This window comes from Paenibacillus helianthi (assembly GCF_001909055.1).
Taxonomy (GTDB): Bacteria; Bacillota; Bacilli; order Paenibacillales; family Paenibacillaceae; genus Paenibacillus_AQ; species Paenibacillus_AQ helianthi.
In genome coordinates this window covers 500,804-526,501 of sequence record NZ_LVWI01000002.1, presented here as the reverse complement: position 1 = coordinate 526,501, position 25,698 = coordinate 500,804, and the positions used below count along the sequence as shown (strand labels likewise).

Sequence of the window (25,698 nt, the reverse complement as noted above, 5' to 3'; positions counted from 1 at the left end):
TAACAGGGAGTTTGAGTATTGATGTACGGAGGTGAAAGCAGTGGCAGATAAACGCGATTATTATGAGATTCTGGGCCTCGGAAGAGATGCATCAGACGATGAAGTGAAGAAGGCGTACCGCAAGCTGGCGCGCCAGTACCACCCGGACGTCAATAAAGCCAGCGATGCAGAGGCTAAATTCAAAGAAGTGAAGGAAGCCTACGATGTGCTTAGTGACGGCCAGCAGCGTGCACGGTATGACCAGTATGGTCATATGGATCCCAATCAGGGAATGGGCGGCGGCTTTGGCGGCGGTGGCGGTGATTTCGGAGGGCTTGGCGATATTTTCGATATGTTCTTCGGCGGCGGTGGCCGTCGTGATCCGAACGCTCCGCAGCGCGGCGGTGACTTGCAGTACACCATGACCATTGAGTTCAAGGAAGCGGTATTCGGCAAAGAAACCGACATCACCATTCCACGCACGGAAACCTGCGATACCTGCTTCGGCTCCGGTGCCAAACCCGGAACCAAACCGGAAACCTGCTCCGTATGCCATGGCAGCGGCCAACAGGAGTTCGTTCAGAACACACCGCTTGGACAAATGCGAAACCGCCGTCCTTGCTCTAATTGCTCAGGTACTGGTAAAATCATTAAGGAAAAATGTACAACATGCGCTGGCCAAGGCAAAGTCAAGAAACAGCGTAAGATTCATGTCCGTATTCCGGGCGGCGTTGATGACGGTGCACAGCTGCGCATGACCGGCGAAGGCGAAGGTGGTACACGCGGCGGTCCGGCAGGCGATTTGTACATTGTTATCCGTGTGAAGACGCATGATTTCTTCGTACGCGAGAACGATGATATTATGTGTGAGGTTCCATTAACATTTGCACAGGCAGCGCTTGGCGACGAGATTGAGATTCCAACCCTGACGGAAAAAGTAAAGCTCAAGATTCCGGCAGGCACACAGACCGGAACCTTCTTCCGGCTGAAAGGCAAAGGGGTTCCACATCTGCGCGGCTCAGGAACAGGGGATCAGCATGTACGTGTAATCGTCGTGACTCCTAGCAAGCTCAGTGATGAGCAGAAAGACCTGCTCCGCCAGTTTGCTTCTTACAATGGAGAAAACACACATGAGCAGGAGCAATCCTTCTTTGACCGTGTGAAGCGTGCATTTCGCGGCGACTGATTGTTGAAGGTTCTGAAGTTACAGCGATAAAATATTGATTTACACATAGACGTCTGCCCGTTCTCTTAGAGGACGGGCAGACGTCTTTTGCCGGGTAAAGTTGATCTATTTATTTCTGGATGAACGCAAAAAAAGATCGTGTATGGCTCAGCCATACACGATCTTTTTGTTACAGCAGCTTGGTGTTCTCCGGTTCAGGCTGGAGAAACCGAAAGCATACTCTGAACTACTCGATCAGACCAATCTTGTTAAGGAGCTCGTAGAGAGCAGCAGCAGCTGTCTCACGGGTTGCTGGAGCAGTAGGATTGAAGGTCGTTCCAGTTTCACTGCCGATGATGCCGGCTTTGGACAGGGATTGCAGGCTGTCCTTCGCATAAGGTGCTACTTTGGCACTGTCGGTGTAAGCAGTGAACGAAGGATTAGCGGACTTCAATTCGGTTCCTGTCAGCTTAAGCGCTCTGTCTAGAATAACAGCAAGCTCTTGACGGGTTACCTTTTGAGTTGGAGCAAATTTGCCTTTGCCAATGCCCAGAATCAGGCCTGCTTTGGAAGCAGCGGCAACATCTTTAGCATACCAGTCCGATGATTTCACATCGGAGAAGGTAACGCTGGCATCGGTGCGCAAACCAAGTGCACGGGTCAACAGTGCGGTGAACTCAGCGCGTGTCAGATTGCTCAGCGGCGAGAAGATTGTCGCCGAAGTACCTTGGATAATCAGCTTGTCAGCCAAGGTCTGAATCGCAGCAGCCGATTTGGAAGAAGCGATATCCTTGAAGGCAGCAGCCGGTTTGCTTACTGCGGCGTACACCGAGAAGCCAGGGCGACTAACTGTAACGATTGTCGTTCCATCCGTCTGAGGCGCGAATACAGAAGCAACCGGGGTTACCAGTCCATTCTCTTCGAAGAGCACGCCTGCAGTTTTTGGCTGGATTGCACCAGGTACTGTAAAGGATCTCTTAATGAAAACATTATTTGGAACGTTCAAGTAAGTGCTGCTTGTAGCTGTAGTCCATGAAGCTTCAAAGGAAATCGGGGTTCCGATTACCGTCGAACCAGGGGTACTTGCAGACAACTTGCTTGCAGCGTCAGGCTGTTGCTTAATGTCAAGCTTCAAGCTTTGACCAGCAGGAGAAGCTGAGAGCAGGGATACCGGCAAGGATACAGCGGAACCGCCAATACTAACAATGATGGAGCTATCCGAGTGGATGCCTGCCAGCAGCTTCACTTGATCAGCAGTCAAGCTTAGCACTGCAGATTTGTCAGAGATGGTGCCTACGGAGATCACAACGGCAGACTTGGAGGCAGCGGCTTTAGCCAGAGCTGACTTCAGATCAGTGTCGTTAACGGTTACCGTGGTTACGCCATCCTTCGATGCGGTTACCGTGGTTACAGTTACCTGTGTTGCCCCTTCTTCCACAAGGGATTTAGCTGTACCCGGGATCACTGGTGTTGTCGGTGCAACTACACCGCCGCCACCTCCGCCTGTTGACGGAGCAGATCCTGTAATAAACCGGAAAGAGGTATAGGTGCTGTAATATGTGCCTTCTTGGTTCAAGTCAATCTTAATAGGTCCTTTGGTATTGTCTTCTGCAGTGATGGCCAGAATCTCAAGCTTATAGATCCCATCGGTAATCGTTGCTACTGCAGGGTTGCCGTTGGCATCAACGATAGGATCACCGTTGCTGTCATAGGGCTGGTAAGTGGCTCCGATAACCGTGCTGTAGCTGCCAGGTGCAAAGAATTTATCCGGTGCGCCCGTAGTGGATACCTGGAAAGACCCTTTTTTGGCATCGTCCATACCCACCAGATTGACTTCATAATAGTTGATATCTTCAGCTTTCAGTTTGTAGGAAAGAACAGCGGATGAGCTGGAATACACAATCGGCGAACTAATCACCGCTTCCTGTACGCCTGTGCCCCAATCAGGCTGTTCAGCCTTATCATTGACATGGACAGTAAATGGCAGATGCAGCGCCGGTTGTCCAGGGGCTGTCAGAACAACTTTACCTTGGTAATCCTTTTTCGGATCAGCGTCAGCTGAAACGGTAACATTCAAATTAAATTGGGTTGTACCGTATGCGGATGCTGTTACAGTGGTTTTGTCCAATGTAGCAGTAACCTTATTCGGATCACCATAGTTCCAGTCAACGGAAGCGGTGTATGTTACGTTGCTTTTGCTGACGTTCTTCAACTGAAGTGCCTTGCTGGCCGTGGAGCCTGGCACCAGCACTCCAAAGCTTGTTGAAGGATTGTAGTTGGTGATTCTTTGAGAGAGATAGTTCTTGTCAAGAATAGAGATAGGTTCTACGGCTTCTAGGAGTGCAGGAGTCAAAATTGCATTTTCAACATTGGCCCGTCCAGGACCTTGAAGGTACAGGTCTTCCGGATTTCCATTGTAGAGGATCGGATCTGCAGTGTTTGCCAGAGCAGCACGAATGTCAAACGGTGTATATTCCGGATGCGCCTGCTTGATCAGCAAGGATAACCCTGCGACATGCGGAGTAGCCATGCTGGTACCGCTATTGCGTTTATACGCTTTGGAATAATCGCCACCATAAGCAGGGTAAGTGGACAGCACTCCGTCACCTGGAGCAACAATGTCCGGTTTGATGCTCAGATTGCCATCGACATTTGGACCCCAGGAGGAGAAATCTGTCATTTCATCACCTGGGGTCATTTCCATCTCGTAGTCAGCGCTAAAAGTGAAGTAAGTAGGTTTGTTCTTATTTGCAAGAATAGTTCTTGCTAATTGACGCCCCTTATCTCCTTCAAGGTCAAATGTTGGTACATTTTGGTATCCATCACCGAAGTTAAGGCCTATGAAATCGGATCGATCTGTATAGCTCTCATCCAGAATGGCTACCTTCTTACCATTTTCGGTTTTAAAATTACCATTAAAGATGATGAGCGCTTTAACCTTATGGGCTTTGGCATTAGCAATCTTGACGTCAAAGGTCAGATCACCACGAGATACCAAAACAATTGTATCACTGAGATCTCCCGCCGGATAATCTTCGTTTGCTCCCAGATTAGCATATTCGACCTTGACAGGCTTAGTGCCAATGACTGTAGAGAAATCAGATTTTCCCAGCTCGTATGCCATAACGTTGAATGGATAATAGGTGTCATAAGTAACCGAAGTAACAGAGTCAGCAGCTTCTGTCTTGAACTTGCCTGAGAAAGCTTTAATAGGACTGTTTACGGCCCCAACAGAGATCGCCAGCTGGGATGTAGCAGGGGAACCGAGTGAAAAATATCCGGCTTTCCCATTGTTGCCGTTCGCGATAACTGCCACAACGCCTGACAAAACGGCGTTATTAATCGCAATCGAATCCGGGGAGTTCACATCTTTTTCGGAATCTGAACCCAGGGACAAGTTGATAACATCCATGCCATCCTTTACCGCGTGCTCAATACCGTCAATAACTTGAGCGGATGAACCGGAAGCTCTGCTCGGATCTTCAAGATTCCGTCCCAGTACTTTGTAGACATACAAATCCGCTCCGGGAGCTACCCCTTTTTGAGCAACATCACTTTTTGCGGTGTATTGCCCGATGATGGTGCCTGATACATGCGTACCGTGAGAAGTACCTTCATAGCCTACGCCATATGGATCTTTATCGGGGGTCAGCGGAACTTCTTCATAAGGATCATTGTCCTGATAAAAGGAGTCATAGCCGCCTTTGTAAGCTGCTGCGATGTCCGGGTGCTTATAGTCTACACCAGTATCGATGACGCCGACTTTCAAGCCTGCACCATTAATTCCGTGATCCGCAGCCCATGTGGCACGAATCTGCTCGAGTGGAGCATTGTCGTTTCTATAAGTAGTATCGGTTACTGTCTGATCAGGAAGAGTGTACCAGGTGCTGTTCGGATAAATGGAAGTAACGCCGGAAATCTTTGCCAGCTCGGGAATCTTGTTCGCCGGAACGCTAACTTCAAAGCCGTTCAATATGGTGTCATACTTGTAGTTGACGGTAAGGCCAATGCCTTTGGCTTTAGCCTGGTCAAGCACACTGGTCTGCTGGCTCTTTACCGCAGCTTCCGTAGCGGTTTTGGCTAGAGCTGAGATTCCCTGCTTCGCCGCGTATTTGCCGACAGCAGCAGGCTGGCCGCTTAATTGAACAATGACCCGGACATTATTTGAGGATTTGGTGTTGATCTGTGGAGAAATAATAGTCGGATTTGGTTGAATCAAAGATGTTAGATGATTGCTAAGTGATGACGTCTGCAAGCTGCTGGCGGCGAAAGCCGCACCCGGAATCATACCGGCTGTCACGCCCAGTGATAAGGCTAGTACAGACAGCTTACGAGGTAGTTTTGTCCACTCCAAATGTAATCCCCTCCAAGTTATGTTGTTAATTCTGGCTCACATCTCTCCTGCTTCAGACAGTCAGTGCGGATTCTCCTTTTCTATTGATCCCTTTTATTTCCGTCTAGATTAGTAGGAAAAATATTAAGAAGATTTTACCACCGGTAAAATGTAAAATCCACATAAAATTTATGAAGTTTTGAGATGAAACCGTTTTTGATGATGTGAAATGTGACATGGTCATCCTTATAATGGAAATAGCAAATCAGAAAAACTTGGATATATCTCCAGGAAAAATATACAAACCTTGAATTGCGTTAGAGAACATAACATGTAAATGACTGTAAGAAGGTATACCATCAATGTGTAAAACCTAAATTCTAGTGATTTATCCTCTCCTTTTGGCGGTTTGTTTCTTTTCGGTAAAGTAAGGCACCAGGATGTATAAAATTAAGTATATTTTACAGTTAAGCAGGGGGATGTTATATACTACTTTTGTACCATATTAAGGAAAAAATATGGAGATGTCCCCTAAATCCTAGTTTTTTTGTAGGAAATGCAGAAAGGTTATAAGGCAATGCCACTTTTGATAGGTTACGCATAAATTTCTCCCCCTGAAACCAAAATAGAATGGTACACATGGCGTGTGGCATTCCAGGAAGGCAGGGATATAGATGTCCGAAAAAAATATACTGGCTTATTTTAAAAGTCCTGAAGCTGCAGAGGCAGTCTCCCGTAAGCTGCAATCCCTCCGGGTTATTGATATGTCGATAGACCGGTTCAGCAAATATCCGGGAGGCGCCCGATATTCAGGAAATAATCCGTTGACGGGGGATATTCCAAGTCTGGCAACCATGACGCTTAATTCCACGCTGGATAGTCATTCTGCCGGAATTTTGGCGGCAGCGGATTCAAGTGCCAGCGGGATGAGTCATGGCGGAGAGGGAGGGCCGACAGGCCGAGATATTTTGCTGACGGTTGTGCTTGATTCAGAGGTTTTTGATCAGGCGCTGTCCTTAATTGAAGAGGCTGGCGGAATGCTCTGATGCCTTAGGGCTCTATACAATCTTATAGGGATGAATCTATATGGGAGGGGGGAATTCTAATGGACAGAGAGAACTCGAAAATCTTCTCTAAGACTGACAAAATGAAAATGCTCTATGAAGCGAAGGCCGAGGATGTTGTCTATTCTGCGGCAGAAGCAGACACGGATGACCTAGAGGCGCAGGACCGCTCACTGGAGGCTGACAAACGTCAGCTTCATGAGATTCTGAAGAAGGAATAGACCTTAAGTTATTATAGAAGATACCCCACGGCTGTGGGGTTTTTTGCGTTTAGGGCAGAGAGTGTGGCAGGAGCATTACTAGCAGGGAGAGAAGTATCTGCTTCCGCCAAGGAATACGTAGTATAATTAAGCATACAGGGTAAATAGGGGGATTACTATGGATAACATCGTGTTATGGAGCGGGCTGGCTCTGGTGGTGGCACTGCTAACCTTTTTGAACCAGAAGCAGGTCTACTCTTCCAAAGTAAAAAGGGCTTACGGAGAGCTGCGTGAACTAACCGCTAAGATCCGCAGCGGGCAGTCGGAGAACGCTGATGTAAGCCGCTGGGAGAGCGCGCTTGCGGAAATGGATAAGCATCCGAATGAATTCAACAAGCTGGAGGCGGAGATTGGCTTTCGCCGGGCTTTTGTCACATACCTGGAGCAGCACTATCCTCAGGACCCGAGATTGCCCGAGTTGCGGGAAGCCGCAGCTTTCCAAAAGGATTCTGTCTGGGGTATTAAAATGGGCGATTATGGTTCGAAAAAGTAACTGTCCCAGAAGGATGGAATGGGATGGTGTACCATTTCTTCTTTTATAAGTGGGAGGAATAAAGAACGTTGGTTGATGGAAATCTGCCAAAGAGGGGCCTGCAGCCATTTGTGGCTGCAGGCCCCTCTTTGGACTAGAACTCATAGCTATCGGTCAGGCTTTCTTTGCTGCTGCAGCTTTTGACAAGAATACTGAGGGAATAAAAGCAGCTACCGTGAATCCAATCGACCACCAAAAGGCTGCATGAAATGCGTCTGCAACCGTCCGGGCATCTGGTGCTGAATGGCCCGAAAGCTGATGTGCGATGACAGTTGCCAGTATGGCCGCTCCAAATGCTCCCCCGATGGTCTGGAAAATCCGTATTGAAATACTTGCATGTGGAACCTGATCCTTGCGTAATCCGTTATAGGCCGAAACCATAACGGGAATCAGGAGTCCGTTCAGAGCCGCGCCCCTTACCAGCAGCGCCGCTGAGAGCAGAAGCTGATTGGTGTCGGGACCCGCGAAGGCAAACGGCAGTGTTGCCGCTACTGTAACAAGTAGACTTAGGATCACGATGATCCGCGAGCCCATTTGGTCGGACAGCCTCCCTATCCAGCTTCTGGTCAGCAGCATGCCAATCCCCTGAGGGATTAGCAGTACACCCGTATAGAGCACACTTTCACCACGTACCTGCTGATAGTATAATGGCAAGAGGAGCAAAGCTCCGTTCATGACCATGCCTGCAAGGAACACTGTAGCATTCGAAGCGGAAAAAATGCGTGATTTGAAGAGACGCAGGTCAAGCAGCGGTGCTTTTTTGGTACGTAAAGCGTAGATGATAAAGGCCGTCATAAGGACGAGACTTGTCACCAGGGGAAGGATTACCCGGCTGCCCTTCAAACCGCCATAATTACTGATCTGGGCAATGCTGTAAATGAGCGTGGCGAAGGCTGGTGACAAGAGAAGAAGACCGGCTATGTCGAGTGACTGTTTGCTTGGGGACGGCTTGTCAGACGGTATTCCCCGCCAGGCCAGCAAAAGGGCAATTATAGTAATGGGAATATTCACATAGAATATCCAGCGCCAGCTTAAGGCGTTAATCATGATTCCGCCCAGGACAGGACCGAGAATGGGGCCCAGTAAGGTTGGCACACTGATAATCGACATCACCCTTCCGAGATTTCGGCCACCCGTGGTCTGGACAAGCACTGTTTGCAAGGTAGGAATCAATATCCCTGCGCCGACTCCCTGCAGAAGCCTGAAGCCGATCAGACTGCCAGGATTCCACGCCAGAGAGCAGAGAACGGAGCCTGCAAAAAATACAACGAGTGCAAACATATATACCTTTTTGCCGCCAAAACGATTGACAGCCCAGCCGGAAACCGGTACTGCCATGCCCATGGTCAGAATATATCCGGTAATTACCCATTGAATGACCGAAACAGTGCTGTTCAGATCATATCTGAGTGTGTCTATCGCCACATTGACCATCGTTGAATCAAACAGCGGCGCTAGAGCACCGAATACCAGTACAAGGGCTACTTTAAGTACAGCAGGATCGAGCTTTTCAATCTGTGCTTTTTGAGGTTTGGCTTGAATATCTGACATGTAAAGACTCCTTCCACGCACCTTTTAAGGTACGGTACGTACCGTACCTTATTGATAATAAGGTATACTATCTTTACCTGAAATGCAATGAAAAAATGGTGAATATATATGAAAGAAGGAATAGCTATGGATCAAACACAAAATGATCTGTTATCTCCACCTGAGCAATCAAAGGGGGAGGAGGATCAGCCCAAGGGCGCACGCCGCCGTGGCGATGTCCTGGAGAATGCTATTTTGCAGGCTGCCTGGGAGGAGCTTGAAGAGGTTGGATATGCCCAACTGACGATGGAGAATATTGCGGTACGGGCAAAAACAAACAAAACCGCCATATACCGCCGCTGGCCGAACAAAGTCAAGATTGTGGTTGCGGCCATCGTCAAGCATGTGCCCCAACCGGATATTTTTGCCCCGGCAACAGGGGACCTTCGCAAGGATGTGATTAATCTGCTTCAGGGAATCTCGAAGCCCATGCAAAAGATTGGCGCGGAAACCATGCATGCTCTGATGGTGGAGTACCACGGCAATGACCTGTCCTCGCAGCTGATGCGTCCAAAAACTGAAGATAAGTTGAACATCGCCATGAAGAACATTTTAAAAAACGCGCAGAAGCGTGGTGAGGTCAGACTGGAACAAATCAATGAGCGGGTGATTTCTCTTCCTGCTGATTTATTGCGCTATGAAATCCTCACCACCCATGAACCGGTATCGGATTCAACGATTTTGGAGATCGTGGATGATATTTTTTTGCCGCTGGTTCGTCAATAGTTGCTGCCGATAAGCTGTATATTTGAGCGGGAGCCTATTTTGGCAATAATTGTTAGGTAACAACCATCATAGAGGACAACCAAACTCCATATGCATAACTGTAGATGATTCCATTTATGCAAGGGAGGAATAGCCATTGGATGAATTTGTGGCCCGGTCGCTAGATGAAATACGTTTTTGGTCCAGGATCATGAAGGAGCATTCCTTTTTTTTGGGTTTGGGGTTTAGGGCTGAGGATACGCAGCTCAAGAATGAAGCCAACCAGTTTTACGCTATTTTTGAGGAGATCGAGCGCAGGTCCTATGAATTCCAGATTGGGGTTGATCCCCACACCATTCAGGCTTTTAATACGGAGGTTCGTATTGCGGCGACCAATATCTGGGCGTTCAAAAGAAAGGTGCTGGGCCTGATCCTGCAATGCAAGCTCCCGGGACAAACGAATTTTCCTTTACTGGTGGATCATGTTAGCCGGGAGGCTAATTATTTCAGAAACCGCTTGGAGGAGCTGAATTCGGGAAGACTCGAACCGCTGCCTGATGCCATAATTGATGAGAATGTCTTTTTCCTGAAGATCATGGCCGATCATGCCAAATTCATTGGTCATTTGCTGGACCCATCAGAACGGAAACTGGTCGATCAAGCACGGGAATTCAGTAATGATTTTGATAAGCTACTGTTTCAGGCCATGGATTTGAGCCACATGCGACCGCAATCTCAAACACCTCCGCTCCTCAGCCAGTTCGTGGACGAAAATCGGGTATCTGTAAAATCATTGCGTGATTTCAAGAAAACCGCACGTGATCTAATCGATGAATGCCGGATCAAAAGCATCATTCACCCTTTACTGGCGGATCATGTATTCCGTGAAGCAGAACGCTTTCTCTTTATTCTCGATATGTTTGATCAATCGTTATCCGGTGTTAAAGTGAACAAACGGGAAATCCTGCATTAATATTCCGAATGAAATTAGCTGCAAAGGCTCAAAACCGCCGGCAAAAAGTCTGCGGTTTTTTTGTTTTTTGTGGAGGAAGTATAAAATTGTTTTTTTACCGTAACGATTTATGGAACAATTTCTTCATTTTTGTAATCCAAAGCTCTGATTTAACCGTTAATATGAAAAAGGGATAAAGTGAAAATTTGAAGTTCGCAGGATCATAAATTTGAGTGTTACGGGGAGAAGTCATTATGGAGAATGTATCGGCCCAGGAAGTTACAGATGCCCTCGTTATTAGAGCTTTGGAAAAAAACCTCGCCTTGATCCGCTTTAATCTTGAGCGCAAAGTGGCCTATGTCAATGAGGTTTTCGCCAACTCAATGAAGTACAGATCACAGGATATGTACGGAATGCAGCACCGTGAATTTTGTTTTCCTGAATTCGTGAATAGTCCGGATTATGAAATGTTCTGGCAGGATTTACTCTCCGGCAAGAGCTTTCAGGATAAAATCGAACGGATGGACTCCGAGGGCAATCCGGTATGGCTGGAGGCTACGTATATGCCTATTTTTGATGAGACAGACAAACTGGTCATCGGTGTGACCAAGGTCGCAACTAATATTACCTCTAGGCAAATCAACATTAGCGATGTAGTGGAGCGAATGCAGGAGATGGCCGACAGTCTGAATCAGCGTGCAGAAAAAGGGATTGAGCGGAGCCAGGAGCTGCTGCTGAGCATTGACAAAATCGCCGGAGTCTCGAGTGAGAATACCGTGACGCTGGTCAATCTGCAACATAAAGCTGGAGAAATTCAAGGTGTGGTGCAGACGATCCGGGATATTGCCTCGCAGACCCATCTGCTCGCGCTTAACGCGGCAATTGAAGCTGCACACGCCGGTGAATTCGGGCGCGGGTTCGATGTGGTGGCCAAAGAAGTCCGGAAGCTGTCGGCTATGGTTCAGGATTCTATCACTGAGGTACGTGACAGCGTAAAAGGCATTACAGAGGAGATTGGCAGAATGTCCTCAGGAATAGATCAGGTTCAAAATAGTGTAGAAGAAAGCCAGCGGCAGGTTGAGGTCGCCCTGCAGGAGTTCACAGGGATCGCCACCTCAGCGCAGGAACTGGATACCCAAGCCCGTGAAGTGCTGAATATTATCTGACCGGAGTACTATATAAGCAGCATGGACCTTTTAATGAAAGAGGTCCATGCTGTTTTTTTTGATTAATACTCCAGAAGTGAACCTTTTACGGGGCTGGTTTGTTGAATACATAGGGTAAGAAGAAAGGAGGCGCATGAGTTGGAGAGCAACCGGGAAGTGTTCGAAACCTACAATAAGGATGTGTACCGGACCTGCTATTACATGGTGCATGATGCGGCGGATGCTGAGGACCTGTGCCAGGAGGTTTTTATTACGGTTTTTCGCAGCAATTGGCAGAGTATTGATTATCTCAAAACCTGGATCATGAAAATCACGGTGAATGCCTGCCTGAATCATCTGAAGCGCAGGCGCAGCCTGCAGCACAAGTTGGCGGACAATCTTCATCTGTTTCAGGGAAGAGGTATGGCGAAATCAGTAGAAGGGCTGATCGAGCAAAAAGAAACCTCGCAGGAGTGGGTGGTTCATCTCTCTCGGCTTCCTGTGAAGATCCGGGCGGTGCTGACCTTGAGGTACATGCACGACTTCAGCCTGGCTGAAGTGTCGGAGGCGCTGTCCATTCCGCTCGGAACAACCAAATCAAGACTGCACAAGGGCCTGAAGCTGATGAAGAACGTGCTGCTGGAAGCTGGAATGCCGGAAGAGGCGTGGAAAGGAGAACCTTATGAAGCAACTGGAAGATGCACTCAAGCGTCAATTAAATGAAGACCAAGCCATAACTTATCCTGATTTCGATGAGATGTGGACACACATAGAGCAAGCAGAAAGCGACTCCTCCTGGTTACAGGCAGGCAGAGCTTCTGCTATTCCCCGCCGTCCAAGAAGCTGGAGCAAAATTGCTGCTGTAGTTTCGCTTAGTGTGCTTGTGGCTGCGGCTCCTGTATATGCGGCGATTCACTATGATTGGGGTAACCTTTTACGCAGCAATGAGGGGATTCAGGCGGCATTAGATCAGAACCTTGGACAGCATTTGGGCCAATCCATAACCAAGGATGGGGTGACGCTTACGCTTCAGACAGCCATTGTGGATGAGAACCGAACGGTCATACTTTATAGTCTAGATGTTGGGAAGCATAGAGAAACCGATTTCTGGAATGTGAAGGGTATGACCTTAAAGGGAACGAATAGCAGCTACAAGGAAGGTGAATATAACTACGAGCAGTGGGATGAGGAAAATCAGCGGTATAACGGTTATTTTGAGAGTGATTGGACACCGGGTCAGGATACAGCGAAGATTATTTTAACTGCAGACGCAATTGATTTGAAGACAGTGCAGTCCAAGGAGCTTCCCTTGAATCCCGCATCACCGGAAGTGCAGAGCTTTAACATCGGCCGGGAAGGCATGAGAAAAATAGATGTTCAGCCGTTGGTTCAAAACAAGGATAAACTGCTGCTCTTAGGGGAAGTTACCTTCGATGATCCGTTGGCCAAAGCTTGGGTCTATCCGCAGATTGCCGCATACAACGGTACAACTATGGTGAAAGAGCTGCCTGGAGGCACCTTCGGTGAGCCGGGCGATCATGGGGAATACAAATTGAAGCATTTTTTAAAGGCGGATGAAATTACCCCAGGACAAACCCGCTTTAAGCTGCAATACTGGAAGCAGGAGCGCAGCATTCCCGGGCCGTGGTCCTTTGAGCTGGAATTAAGCAAAAAGCAGATGGAGAGTGGAACGATTATTAAGAAGCTGGATGTACCGGTGGAGCCTGGAGATACCAGCAACACGATAGAGAAAATGGTGATTACTCCTACACAGATCCGTCTTTCCATAAGATATAAAGGGAATGGTGCTCAGGAGCAGATGCCCTATAAGAAATCCTTCCTGCTGGTGGATGGCAGAACACTTAAAAGTGGCTTTTACTATGGATACTCCACAGAGGATCCTAATCTGATCACGATTCGTTTTGAGCGTCCTGCAGGACTGTTGGTTGACGAGGGCACACCGATCACTTTTGTTGGAAAATATAAAGTGACGATTCATACCGAAGATAAAGCTCCGACACTTTTAAAGAATATATCCACTGAGAAACAGACCTTGATCCGCGATGTTGGCGGTTATCCTGTGGAGTGGACGTATTACATGCAGGGAAAAGACCTGTACATTGAAACTGGCAGTGACGACCCTCATTTTGGCGGGATCAACCAGACCAATATGGGGGGGAAATACAACGATCCGCTAGGCAAACCTGTAACCACTAACTTTAGAGAAGACGGAAATAATAAAGCGATTGATGTCTATAAGAATTTCAAAGGGACTGAGGCTTCTGTCTATATGTACTTCTACACGACGGACGATCCGGATAAAGAGACACGGGTACAGCTGCAGCCTTAAATCCGCCGTGAGTATTAGGGAAAATACGTAAATGGTTTTTAGCATTGGAGGTGTCCAGACCCATTGGGGGGTGAGGGCACCTCTTTACTTTTGCAACGAATCCCCGCTGACTACGTATGGTAAGGGAGGCTTTTTACTGGAAAAAATAAGGAGGAGCCCCCTATGAGCAACACCCCTTTTGCCGGCCCTGAGGTGCAGGGAGAGATCAAGTTTTCTATCTTAATTCCCGCACATAATGAAGAGAAATACATAACCAAATGCCTTCAGTCCATTGCGGCGGCGGCGGAGTCTTTTCCGGATCAGGTGGAGGAAATTGTCATTCTTAACCGCTGTACAGATACAACCGAAGAGATAGCGAAGTCTTATAACTGTATAGTTATTCACGATGACCGCAAAAATCTCTCACAGATCCGAAATGCAGGTGCCGCAGCCGCCAGAGGAGAAATACTGGTCACGATTGATGCGGATAGCCAAATGACTGCGGGTATGCTGACCGAGATGGACAGACTGCTCTCGCTGGGAACTTATATCATGAGGGGGCACAACGGCCAGATTCGAGCGAATGTCTCTGGGGATTGTGGTGTCAACGCTCATGTTGATGATCCCGCTCGTTTTTAAATACGGGGCTATATCTGTAGGGATCTTCTGGTGCTACAAGTCTGATTTTGAGGCTATTGGGGGATTTAATGAAGAGCTGCTGATGACCGAGGATGCCGATTTCGCCTTGCGTCTGAAGAAGTGGGGGAAGCGGAATGGCAAGAAATTTGGTACGATTACCAAAGCCCATATGATTACCTCCTGCCGTAAATTTGACCAAGCGGGCGATTGGGTGCTGGTGAAGCGTCCAGGGCTGCTATTGGCTTATTTAAAAGGAACGGACCCCAAATATGCCGATGAGGCTTATTACGAGAATTATGAAAGATAACTGTCTGAGCAGAAGAAGGAGAGAGCCTGATTGTGAATATTACACGCTGTGGATGGGTCAATGAAGACCCGCTGTATATGGCTTATCATGATGAGGAATGGGGCAAACCCCTGTACGATGACCGGAAAATGTTTGAGCTGCTGATGCTGGAAGGGATGCAGGCCGGATTGAGCTGGTATACGGTTCTGAAGAAGCGGGAGCACTTCCGTGAAGTGTTCGACGAATTCGATCCGCAGAAGATTGTGCTGTATGACGAAGCCAAAATCGAAGCACTGATGCAGGATACGGGAATCATCCGCAACCGGCTAAAAATTTATGCAATTATTCAGAATGCGGTAGTGTATCAGCAGATTTGCCGGGAAGAGGGGAGTTTCGCTAAATATCTCTGGACTTTTACCGGCGGAGAGCCAGTGATTAACGGGTGGGAAACACGGTCTGAAGTTCCGGCTACCAGTCCTCAGTCCGACCAGATGAGCAAAGCGCTGAAGAAGAAGGGAATGAAGTTTGTGGGCTCTACCATCTGTTATGCGTTTATGCAGGCCTCCGGCATGGTGGATGATCATACGACAGATTGTTTTTGTCACCAAAAAGGCCTGATGTCCGGGAGATAATCCGCAGTTTGGCGCTACGTGGGGAAGAAATGGTATACTGTTAAATATTCAATTGTTACAAAACTTTTAGGAGGACCCACACACATGTTATGGCACGAACTGACGGTACATACAACAGAAGAAGCACAGGAGATGATATCCAATCTGCTGTATGAAGCCGGAGCAGGCGGTGTTTCCATTGAAGAATCAGGAACGCTGAATAAGGTACGGGACACCCGTTACGGTGAACTATATGATGAACCGCTCAATGATATCCCTGAAGGGGAAGCGGTGATTAAGGGCTATTATGCCGAAACTGTCTCCATGGACGATATTATCCAAGAACTGGCTCCAAGAGTTGCGGAGCTGCGCGAGTTCGGGATTGACCCCGGCAAAGCGCTGATTTCCTGGAAAACGGTAGATGAAGATGAATGGGCCCATGCCTGGAAGCAGTATTTCAAGCCACTTCGTGTATCGGAACGGTTGACCATTAAGCCGACCTGGGAGGAATACACGCCTCAAGGCCCGGATGAAAAGATTATTGAACTGGATCCCGGCATGGCCTTCGGAACCGGAACACATCCAACCACGGCACTCTGCCTGCGCGCACTGGAAAAGCATATCCAAGGCGGCGAAGAGGTGATCGATGTGGGTACTGGCTCCGGCATTCTTGCCGTAGGTGCGATGCTGCTGGGTGCAAAATCGGTGCTGGCGCTGGATCTGGACCCGGTAGCGGTAGAAAGTGCGCGGGAGAATGTGGCGCTGAACCGGATGCAGCAAGAGATTACGGTAAAGGAAAGCGATCTTCTGTCGCTCTTGGGCGGCGAGCGGGCTTTGGATTCGGCGGCCGGAGAGATGTGGCCTTCAGCCAGACCCGGCCATGTGGCGGAACCTGAGGCTGCTTCTGCTGCTCCGTCTAACGAAGTGGGCCTTGGTGTTACCTTGCCGGTCAAAATTGTGGTCGCCAATATTTTGGCAGAGATTATTGTATTATTCACGGATGATGTCTACCGTGCACTTCAGCCGGGCGGAATCTATATTACCTCCGGCATCTATAAGGATAAGGAAGCGCTTGTTGCTGGAGCGCTGGCAGCTTCCGGTTTTGAGATTAGGGAAGTATCCCGTGAAGAAGATTGGGTGGCGTTTACAGCCGGAAAGAGGTAAAGATGGATTTCTTGCAAAGTATTATACGTATTCCGCTGCAGCAACTCCCGTTCTTTCTGATTACAATTGTAATTGCATTTACGGTGCATGAGTTCAGTCACGCTTATTTTGCCAATAAATTTGGCGATCCTACCGCACGGATGCTGGGCCGGATGACGCTCAATCCTGCGGTTCACTTTGATCTGTTCGGAATTATTCTGCTGCTCATCGCCGGCTTCGGCTGGGCCCGTCCGGTTCCCGTGAACCGCGACAACTTCAGCCGTCCCCGCCTGATGGGCGTGATCGTCTCAGCAGCCGGCCCGATTAGTAATCTGCTGCTGGGAATCTTGGGTTCCTTCATCTATGCCATATTGCTGGGAACCGGAATCATTGATTCCATTACAAACGAACAATTGCTTCGGGCGGTTGTCTGGTTTTTCGGGATTTTTATCCAGTTCAATTTCTTTCTTTTTTTGTTTAACCTGATTCCGCTGCCGCCACTGGACGGGTACCGCATTGTGGAGGATGTGGCGCCCCGTACTATCCGCGGAAGTTTGCAGCAATACGAACAGTGGTTGTCCTTTGTTTTTCTGCTGGTTATTTTCATTCCCGGGCTGCGTAACTATACAATTACCCCAATGAACAATTGGTCTATACAGATTGGGAATGATTTCCTCAAGCTGTTCCTGAAGCTGTTCGGAATGTGAAGCCTGTAACTGGGACTATTCACAGCCAGGCAAACGTTGTATGATGTAATGTGGCATTTTTAGAGGAATATAGGTGTACAGAGCGGCGGCAGGGAACCTGAGAAGCAGGAACGCTGCCGCTTTTATGCTGAATAAAGACAGGATGATGAGAAGATGCAGCGTTATTTCGTTACACCGGAGCAATTTCATCCGGAAACGGTGGTCATTAGCGGCGAAGACGCCCGTCATATCGCGAAGGTGATGCGCGGCAAGGCCGGGGACAAGCTGATTGTCAGCGATGGAGTGTCCCGTGAGGCGCTGGTGGAAATTGCCGGGATTGAAATAGGTGAAGTGAACGTCAATATACTGGAAATGCTGGATATGACGCATGAGCCGAGGATCAAGATTACCGTGGCCCAGAGTTTGCCTAAGGGAGACAAGCTAGAGACCGTGATTCAGAAATGCACCGAAATTGGTGCGGTGGGTTTTGTTCCCTTTCTCTCCGAGCGCACGATTGTTCAGTATGATGAGCGTAAGGAGAGCAAACGGCTGGAGCGATGGCGCAAAATCTGCAAAGAGGCTGCCGAGCAGGCACACCGGAACATCGTTCCGGAAGTGCACTCACCGCTCAGCTGGAAGCTGCTCTTGAAGAGCTTCAGTGAGTATGACGCCGTGTATTTCTGTTATGAAAAAGAAGAAGGCCTGCAGCTCCGAAGCGCTGCTGCTCCCTGGCTCTCCGGACTACCTCAGCAGTCGTCCGGCAAGGTGATGGTAGTCGTCGGCCCAGAGGGTGGTTTTAGTCCTGAAGAATGCCGTGCTGCCGAAGAGGCTGGAGCGGTTTCAGTCGGGCTTGGACGGCGTATTCTGCGCTGCGAGACGGCAGGCATGGTTGCCGCAGCCTGTATACTTTATGAATCCGGAGAAATGGGGGGAGTTTGAACAATGCCATCCGTAGCATTTTATACTTTAGGTTGTAAAGTGAATTTCTATGACACTGAAGCCATCTGGCAGCTTTTCAAAAATGAAGGTTACGAGCAGGTTGATTTCGAAGGGCCCGCCGATGTCTATTTGATCAACACCTGTACGGTAACCAATACGGGCGACAAAAAAAGCCGCCAAATGATCCGCCGTGCTGTGCGCCGCAATCCGGAAGCGATTGTTGCCGTTACCGGCTGCTATGCACAGACCTCGCCTGGCGAGATCCTTGATATTCCCGGTGTCGATCTTGTGATCGGCAACCAGGACCGTGAGCATATCATGACTCATGTGAAGAATATTCAGGAGTCCCGCGTGCCGGTGAACGCTGTCCGCAACATTATGAAGACGCGGGAATTCGAGGAGCTGGATGTGCCTGGCTTTGCCGACCGTACGCGGGCTTTTATGAAAATTCAGGATGGCTGCAACAACTTCTGCACCTTCTGCATCATCCCCTGGTCGCGCGGATTGTCGCGCAGCCGTGATCCGAAGTCGATCGTTGCCCAGGCGCATCAACTTGTGGAAGCCGGATACAAGGAGTTTGTGCTCACCGGCATTCATACCGGAGGCTATGGTGATGATCTGGACAACTACCGTCTCGCTGACCTGCTCTGGGAGCTGGACAAGGTAGACGGGCTGGAACGGGTTCGCATCAGCTCTATCGAGGCCAGTCAGATTGACGGGAAGCTGCTTGAGGTCCTGAACCGCAGCTCCAAAATGTGCCGACATCTGCATATTCCGCTCCAAGCCGGACATAACGAAGTGCTGAAGGCGATGCGCCGTAAATATACAACAGAAGAGTATTACGCCAAAATGGAGCTGATCCGCCAGGCGATGCCGGATGTAGGCATAACCACTGACGTCATTGTCGGCTTCCCGGGTGAAACCGAGGAAATGTTCCGCGCCGGTTATGACTTCATGAAGGCTGTCAACTACTCCGAAATGCACGTATTCCCTTATTCCAAACGGACGGGTACGCCGGCAGCACGGATGCTGAACCAGGTGGACGAAGAGATTAAGAACGCCCGCGTACAGCAGCTGATTGACCTCTCCGAAGAAATGCAGCTGGCATACGCCCGCAAGTTCGTAGGCAAGACAGTTTCCGTTATTGCTGAAAGATCAGCCAAAGACGCTCCAGAACGCAGCACCCAGCATGGCTTCAGCGATAACTATCTGCAGGTTTTCTTTGGCGGCGATGATTCGCTGCAGGGAGAGCTCTGCCAGGTGAAGATTACGGAAGCCGGAGTGAATGAATGCCGCGGTGAGCTGGTCAGTGTAAGCCGGAGCGGGCTTAGTCAGATCGTGTAGAGGGATTAGATTATGAACGGACATAGAAGAGTTCCGGTTAGTGTTACTTTTTCCAGCTTAGCTGCAGTTTAACTCTACGCCCCACTTTGTGGGGCTGTTTTTCTATTTGGGTAATAAAATCAGAGGGGCATATGCTTACGAAGTAAGTTTTGCCTGAAGCAATTCGCTGAAGTAATGCTGGCAAAACTAAGTTAATGCTTACGAAGTAAGTTTTGCCTGAAGCACAATCATGAAGTAATGCAGGCAAAACTTTTAGGAGGATGAATATGGCGTACAAGCAGATTTCAGCGGGCGGGGTAGTCTACCGGACAGGGGCTGCCGGTCTGGAAATTCAGCTTATTGTGGACCGTTATGGTAAAATTTCGCTGCCCAAAGGTAAGATGGAGCAAGGCGAGACCGTGGAGGAGACGGCACTGCGTGAGATTTGTGAAGAGACAGGGACGGTCGGAGTGATCAGAGCACCGATTGATGTTATTAAATACACGTTTCAGCATCCGGTTCACGGCATAGTGAATAAGGAGGTTCATTACTTTCTTGTAGAAGCTGTAGGCGGAGAGACCAAGGCTCAGACCGAAGAGATTAACGCTGTAGAATGGCATGAACCGGCGGTGGCCTGGACCCGTGGAACCGGGAATTCATACTCCAATAATATCCGTATTTTACGCAAAGCATTATCGATGTTAGGGATAAAGACAATATAGTTAGAAAGTCCTGAATTTGGCTTGAACTCAAAATAAAAGGAACTAAGGGTAAAGACTCGGGCTCTAATTGTCGATATAGTGGAAGAGTGTGGAAATCAAGCACTAATAATTTCAATGCCTAAGGAGAGAACAAATGACTGTGTACAGGAAAATGACGAAAATGCTCCTCATTATGATATTGCTGACTGTTGTAGCTCTTCCGGTAAACGTCTTCGCAGCTACTGGTGACATCAATTCCATTGAATTCGACAGCTCTGCAAAAATAGAGCTTACCGTAGGCCAGACACCTAAGCAGCTTAAGGTATATGCCAACGTGGAAGGCTCCTCCTCCAAAAGAGATGTGACGGCTGCGGCCACGTGGACTTCCTCCAATACGAGTGCAGTAAGTGTACTCTACGGACTATTGAAGCCCGAAGGTGCAGGTACGGCAATCATAAGAGCAACCTACAACAATGCAGTTGCTACGATTGAAGTATCTGTAAGCTATCCCTATAAGGAATTAACACTGGAGCGCAGCTCCGATGGCAACTATAAGCTGGGCGACACCCCAGAGACACTGCTGGTCAAAGCCAAAGTCGTTGGCGGAGATTCGGCCACTTCTGTAAAAGATGTGACTGCTGATGCGGACTGGACCAGCTCCAGTACCAATGTACTGACCATTGATGATGGCAAGATTACCCTTGTGGGTGAAGGATCGTCAACCATCACAGCGAAATACAAAGGCTTGACTGCCACCTTCAAAGCCGTGGTACAGCTGCCCTATTCGGCTATTGTCTTGAAGGCTAAAGACGCAGCTGTGAAAGAGCTAGAACTAGTCGTTGGAGATTCTCCGCTGCAATTGAGTGCAATGACCAAAGCCACAGAGAGCAGCCCGGAGAAAGATATTGCTAAAGATGCCAACTGGACAACCTCTAGCGAGAGCATTGCCAAGGTAGACAAAGGTATGATTACAGTACTCGGTCCTGGTAAGGCTGTTATTACAGCCAGCTTCCTGGGCGTGTCCAAATCGGTTGATGTCTATGTGCGTTCGCCGTATGAGGCGCTGCAGCTCACGCCGGATGGAGATCAATTCCTGTTCCTTGGGGAAAGTCTGAAGGTTAAATCATTTGTGCGGGATGCCGTGAATTCAACCAAAAATCAAACAGCAGGCACAATCTGGACTTCTGACAACCAACTGACAGCGACAGTAACGGCCGACACGGTAGCTTCTGAAAATGCTGTGGCAACACTAACAGCCAAAGCAGTCGGAACGGCTGTTATCAAAGGGGATTATCTGGGTGTCAATAAGTCGTTCAAGTTGACTGTATACCCGAATCTTACAGATATGACTGTAGAAAAAACTGAGCAGGAGCTCTACACGGCGGATACTGTAAGCCTGCCAAAAGTAAGCGGAACGAAATATGACGGAACGAAGCTCGACATCAGTGATCAAATAGAGTGGACTTCCGCCAACGAAGAAATTGCTCAGATCAAGGACGGAAAGCTTGTCGGCGGTAAAGCCGGTACGGTAACCCTTACAGGCAAGATTAAGGGGAATTCAGTAACTGCTCCTTCTTCTGCGATCCGGAGCAAGAGTGTTGAAGTCAAAGTGACCGTTCTGAATAAAGTGCTTGTATTGATCGGACCAGAGGAAGCACTGGGACTGGTTATTGGTGAAGAGGAGCCGCTGCCTGCAGTTCAGGCAGTGCTTGAGAACGGGGATGAGCTGGATGTTTCCGCGACGGTAAAATGGGAGCTTAGCGGCAGCAATGCTGTAATCAAGCAGACTACTGCAGGCAAAACCCTTAAGGGATTGGCCAAAGGATCTGCCACATTGAAGGGAACCTATTCCAACAAGACAATCAGTATTCCTGTAATAATTGAGCAGAAGGTCGTCAAACTGCTCATAGAGCCAAGCACACTTGAAATGAATCTCAAGTCCTCCAAAGCAATTAAAGTGACTGGAACCTTCTCTAACGGAAAAACAGCGAATTTCTCCGGTGCTATGGATTGGGTCTCCTCCAATCTCGAAGTGGCTACGGTTAAAGGAACATCTGTAAAAGCTGTTGGCGAAGGTACAGCAACACTTACCGGGTCTTACCAGGGAATCACGGCAACTGTCAAAATTACCGTGGTACCTAAGCTGACCAAGATTACCATCAGTGAAACCAGGCTGTATCTGGCAGCAGGTGCTTCCCAAGCTGTGGTAGTGACTGCTCTGTATGATACCGGCAAGACAGCCATTGTCACTGGAAGCACGGTTTGGACAAGCTCCAAGCCTTCCGTGGCCAAGGTGAACGATTCCGGAATGATCACTGCAGTTAGCAAAGGAACAACCTCTATCAAAGGCAAGTTCAACAATAAAACAGTAACAGTATCTGTTACAGTAAAATAGGATGTTTATCCGGTACAACCGGATCTTCTGACGCAGAACATCAAGACCTGTTAATCCGCCTTTATGAGGGGATACAGGTCTTTTTTCTTAGCGCTTAAACAAGCATTAGAACTGTAGGGCTGATTGAAGTATAATGGTACAGCGATAATGCATTCTGGACAGTTATCCCTGTAGCCGTTGCTCTAGCCGGGTCCATACCGGCAGGTAGCACAGCGGCAGCACGCCAAGTGAACAGACGACATTGAAGATCGTCTGGGCATGGGCGAGCTGAGCGGCAGGACCGCCGCCGATCCAGGCAGATAAGGATTGCAGCGGTTGAATGAAGGGCAGGAACAGCAGGGCGCCGCCGACATTCAGCACGACATGTGACCCGGCGACGAACTTGCCGGAAGCCGAGCCGCCGATAGCTGCGATGACGGCGGTGACGCAGGTGCCGATGTTGGCCCCCAGCACGACGGCGATGCCAAGCGCCGGCGGCATTACCCCGGAGCTTGCAAGGCCCATCGCCATGCCGATGACCACTGCACTGCTGTGCAGCATCGCGGTCAGGCAGGCTCCGGCAGCCAAGCCCCAGAGCGCACTGGTTGCCGCATGGTCCAGGAACCAGCGGAACAGGCCGCTGGCCTGAAGTGCGGGACCGACAGACTGCATGACCGCAATGCCCCATAGGACCATCGCGAACCCGGCCACTGCCAGGCAGATGAACTGCAGGGGGGTGGAAATCCTGCGTACGGCGTCCGCCAACCTTGAGCCTTGGGACGGCCGCTCGCTGAGCATAACGGCTACCGCCCACATACAGAGTGATACGACCAGCAGCGGCGCAGCCATCGAGCTAAACTGCAGGCCGATCAGCTCTGTGGTCAGGCAGGTGCCGATGTTGCTGCCCAGGATGATACCCAGCGTCCGGGCATACGTCAGCAGTCCGGCGTTAACCATGCCGATGGTGAGCACCGTTACGGCAGTGCTGCTCTGCAGTAGTGCTGACAGCAGGCTGCTGGCAATCAGGCCTTTTAGGGGCGTGGAAGTTGCTTTGTGCAGACTTCTCGTAAGCAGAGGGCCGGCGAGCCTCGCCAGCGCAGCCTCCATCAGTTTCATGCCGGCGAGGAAAATGACAAGACCATATATGACAGGGAACAGCAGATCACGGATCATAGGGACAAGCTCCTTTGAACGGGGTTGTACACCAATATATGAATGCAATGAAGTGGACATGTATACAAATCAATAACAAGAACAGGGAGTTGAAGGTATTGGCATCGGTTATTCTGGAACGCAGCCGTAAAAAAAGACTGGAGCAGGGCCATCCGTGGGTCTATGCGAGTGAAGTCGCATCCGTAGACGGAGATCCGCAGGCAGGCGGATTGGTAGATGTACTTAATCATCAAGGCAGATTTCTCGGGACAGGGTATTACAATCCTGCTTCGCAGATCCGGGTAAGAATTCTATCTCAGGGTCCGCTGGCGGCAATGGATACCGCTTTTTTTGCCGAGCGGTTTGCGAGCTGTCTGCACCATAGAGAACGGTTTCTGCCTGGAGCAGATGCGTACCGTCTGGTATACGGGGAAGCTGATTTTCTGCCCGGGCTGATCATCGACCGCTTCGGTGATGTCCTGGTAGTGCAGCTGCTGACGCTGGGCATGGACAAGTGCCGCGACCAGATTGTACAGGCGCTTGTAGAAGTTGTAGCGCCGCGGGGTATTTATGAGCGCAGTGATGTAAGTGTACGCGAGCTTGAAGGATTGGAACAGAGAACTGGCGTGCTGTACGGGGAGTGTCCGCGCCATATCACTGTGAGTGAGAACGGCCTCAAGGTGATTGTAGATATAGAAGAAGGTCAGAAGACCGGATACTTTTTTGACCAGCGGGAAAACAGGGCTTCCATTGCTCCACTGATCCAAGGCTGGGGAGGACGAAGCGGCATTACCCTCCAGGAGGTTACGGCAGAAGACGGGACGCTTCAGACTCTTCCGGTTAACAAAAGCGGCAAACCGGTCACTTTCCCTTACTGGGACGGTGCAACAGTACTGGAATGCTTCGCACATACCGGCAGCTTCACTCTCCATGCGTGCAAATACGGGGCCAAGAAGGTCACCTGCCTTGATGTATCTGCCCATGCGATTGAGAGCGCCAAAGCTAACGTGGAGCTGAACGGCTTCACCGATCGTGTGGAATTTGTGGTCGACGATGCTTTTGCTTTCCTGCGCAACCAGGTCAAAGGCGTGGAGGAACGCTCTGAGCGGGCCACCGGCAAAACGGATGCCAAGCCGGGCGCTAAAGCTGCGGCCAAAGCGGATACTGCCAAACCCATGACCGCCGGGGGCGGGCGCACCTGGGATGTTGTTATCCTGGACCCGCCTGCTTTTGCCAAGACCAAGAGTGCGGTTGCAGGCGCTTGCCGCGGTTACAAGGACATCAACCTGCACGGTATGAAGCTCGTCAACGAGGGCGGCTATCTCGTAACGGCAAGCTGTTCCTATCACATGCAGCCGCAGCTGTTCCTAGACACTATCGCGGAGGCCGCCAAGGATGCGGGTAAAGTGCTGCGTCTGATCGAGTGGCGGGCCGCAGGCAAAGACCATCCGCAAATTCTCGGTGTGGACGAAGGCCATTACTTGAAATTTGCCATTTTTGAAGTACGCAGCAAATAGATCTGTATAGAAGAGCCTCTCCGGCAGCCGGAGGGGCTCTTTCTGTAAAAAGGAGAAACCAGAATATCCTAGGTGGAGATATGCAAAGAATGGCAAACGTATGTTCTTGCTGGAAGAGGTATGCTATAATATTGGGACGGATTCACTTGAATATTTTCGGATTATAGATTGGAATATGAACAGAACCTGCTTGCATTCCTATACGCAGGTAGCACCTATAAAACTCGTAAATGATGGTATAGCATCATGTTATAGCTTTAACTATTTCTCCGC

The 25,698-nt window shown here is 49.3% G+C and carries 20 protein-coding genes and 1 pseudogene; 18 read left to right on the top strand and 3 right to left on the bottom strand.

The window, feature by feature from the left end:
• Positions 1–40: 40 nt before the first annotated feature.
• Entirely contained in the window at positions 41–1,165 is a 1,125-nt protein-coding gene (gene dnaJ, locus A3844_RS05040; RefSeq protein WP_074086315.1) for a molecular chaperone DnaJ, read from the top strand.
• Positions 1,166–1,391: 226 nt separating this feature from the next.
• Here the strand turns inward: dnaJ and A3844_RS33705 are convergent, their stop codons facing one another.
• Positions 1,392–5,498, bottom strand: coding sequence for a S8 family serine peptidase (locus A3844_RS33705; RefSeq protein WP_074106769.1), 4,107 nt, complete (start codon positions 5,496–5,498; stop codon positions 1,392–1,394).
• 653 nt (positions 5,499–6,151) lie between these two features.
• Here A3844_RS33705 and A3844_RS05030 point away from each other — a divergent pair.
• The 3 genes from A3844_RS05030 (at position 6,152) to A3844_RS05020 (ending at position 7,294) form a co-directional block, all read left to right on the top strand.
• Positions 6,152–6,523 carry a hypothetical protein gene (locus A3844_RS05030; protein WP_074106768.1) on the top strand — a complete coding sequence of 124 codons (372 nt, stop codon included), beginning with the start codon at positions 6,152–6,154 and terminating at the stop codon, positions 6,521–6,523.
• A gap of 59 nt (positions 6,524–6,582) precedes the next feature.
• Positions 6,583–6,762, top strand: coding sequence for a YfhD family protein (locus A3844_RS05025; RefSeq protein WP_074106767.1), 180 nt, complete (start codon positions 6,583–6,585; stop codon positions 6,760–6,762).
• Between the two features lie 157 nt (positions 6,763–6,919).
• Positions 6,920–7,294, top strand: a complete 375-nt coding sequence (locus tag A3844_RS05020; protein WP_074106766.1) for a hypothetical protein — start codon at positions 6,920–6,922, stop codon at positions 7,292–7,294.
• A gap of 153 nt (positions 7,295–7,447) precedes the next feature.
• Here A3844_RS05020 and A3844_RS05015 read toward each other — a convergent pair whose 3' ends face one another.
• Positions 7,448–8,884: an MDR family MFS transporter gene (locus tag A3844_RS05015; protein WP_074106765.1), complete on the bottom strand. Its 1,437-nt coding sequence runs from the start codon at positions 8,882–8,884 to the stop codon at positions 7,448–7,450.
• 126 nt (positions 8,885–9,010) lie between these two features.
• On the opposite strand from A3844_RS05015, the gene A3844_RS05010 reads away from it, so the two are divergent.
• From A3844_RS05010 to A3844_RS04950, 13 genes and pseudogenes are all read left to right on the top strand, one after another.
• The gene (locus tag A3844_RS05010) at positions 9,011–9,649 is read left to right on the top strand and encodes a TetR/AcrR family transcriptional regulator (protein ID WP_074085724.1); all 639 of its coding nucleotides are present in this window, start codon (positions 9,011–9,013) and stop codon (positions 9,647–9,649) included.
• A 136-nt stretch (positions 9,650–9,785) separates the two neighbouring features.
• Positions 9,786–10,601, top strand: a complete 816-nt coding sequence (locus tag A3844_RS05005) for a DUF2935 domain-containing protein (RefSeq protein ID WP_074085723.1) — start codon at positions 9,786–9,788, stop codon at positions 10,599–10,601.
• Positions 10,602–10,834: 233 nt separating this feature from the next.
• Positions 10,835–11,746 (top strand): methyl-accepting chemotaxis protein, encoded by a 912-nt coding sequence (locus A3844_RS33700; RefSeq protein WP_074085722.1) that lies wholly within the window; start codon positions 10,835–10,837, stop codon positions 11,744–11,746.
• Positions 11,747–11,884: 138 nt separating this feature from the next.
• Positions 11,885–12,448, top strand: a complete 564-nt coding sequence (locus A3844_RS04995) for an RNA polymerase sigma factor (protein ID WP_074085721.1) — start codon at positions 11,885–11,887, stop codon at positions 12,446–12,448.
• On the top strand, positions 12,408–14,075 hold the full coding sequence (locus A3844_RS04990) for a DUF4179 domain-containing protein (RefSeq protein ID WP_074106764.1): 1,668 nt from the start codon (positions 12,408–12,410) through the stop codon (positions 14,073–14,075). Before A3844_RS04995 ends, A3844_RS04990 begins: the two co-directional genes overlap by 41 nt.
• Positions 14,076–14,237: 162 nt before the next feature.
• Positions 14,238–15,000: pseudogene (locus A3844_RS04985) on the top strand (glycosyltransferase).
• Between the two features lie 32 nt (positions 15,001–15,032).
• Positions 15,033–15,611 carry a DNA-3-methyladenine glycosylase I gene (locus tag A3844_RS04980; RefSeq protein ID WP_074106763.1) on the top strand — a complete coding sequence of 193 codons (579 nt, stop codon included), beginning with the start codon at positions 15,033–15,035 and terminating at the stop codon, positions 15,609–15,611.
• A gap of 84 nt (positions 15,612–15,695) precedes the next feature.
• Positions 15,696–16,754, top strand: a complete 1,059-nt coding sequence (prmA, locus tag A3844_RS04975) for a 50S ribosomal protein L11 methyltransferase (RefSeq protein ID WP_074106762.1) — start codon at positions 15,696–15,698, stop codon at positions 16,752–16,754.
• A gap of 2 nt (positions 16,755–16,756) precedes the next feature.
• On the top strand, positions 16,757–17,440 hold the full coding sequence (locus A3844_RS04970; protein WP_074085718.1) for a site-2 protease family protein: 684 nt from the start codon (positions 16,757–16,759) through the stop codon (positions 17,438–17,440).
• Positions 17,441–17,593: 153 nt separating this feature from the next.
• A complete protein-coding gene (locus A3844_RS04965; RefSeq protein WP_074085717.1) occupies positions 17,594–18,358 on the top strand; it encodes an RsmE family RNA methyltransferase in 765 nt (254 codons plus the stop codon).
• A gap of 3 nt (positions 18,359–18,361) precedes the next feature.
• A complete protein-coding gene (gene mtaB / locus A3844_RS04960; protein WP_074085716.1) occupies positions 18,362–19,702 on the top strand; it encodes a tRNA (N(6)-L-threonylcarbamoyladenosine(37)-C(2))-methylthiotransferase MtaB in 1,341 nt (446 codons plus the stop codon).
• Positions 19,703–19,968: 266 nt separating this feature from the next.
• Positions 19,969–20,403, top strand: a complete 435-nt coding sequence (locus A3844_RS04955) for an NUDIX hydrolase (RefSeq protein ID WP_074085715.1) — start codon at positions 19,969–19,971, stop codon at positions 20,401–20,403.
• Positions 20,404–20,536: 133 nt separating this feature from the next.
• Positions 20,537–22,777, top strand: coding sequence for an Ig-like domain-containing protein (locus tag A3844_RS04950; RefSeq protein ID WP_074085714.1), 2,241 nt, complete (start codon positions 20,537–20,539; stop codon positions 22,775–22,777).
• A 162-nt stretch (positions 22,778–22,939) separates the two neighbouring features.
• Here the strand turns inward: A3844_RS04950 and A3844_RS04945 are convergent, their stop codons facing one another.
• Positions 22,940–23,929 carry a Na/Pi cotransporter family protein gene (locus A3844_RS04945; protein ID WP_074106761.1) on the bottom strand — a complete coding sequence of 330 codons (990 nt, stop codon included), beginning with the start codon at positions 23,927–23,929 and terminating at the stop codon, positions 22,940–22,942.
• A 98-nt stretch (positions 23,930–24,027) separates the two neighbouring features.
• Here A3844_RS04945 and A3844_RS04940 point away from each other — a divergent pair, with 98 nt between their 5' ends.
• Positions 24,028–25,425, top strand: a complete 1,398-nt coding sequence (locus tag A3844_RS04940; RefSeq protein ID WP_074106760.1) for a class I SAM-dependent rRNA methyltransferase — start codon at positions 24,028–24,030, stop codon at positions 25,423–25,425.
• Positions 25,426–25,698 lie beyond the last annotated feature (273 nt).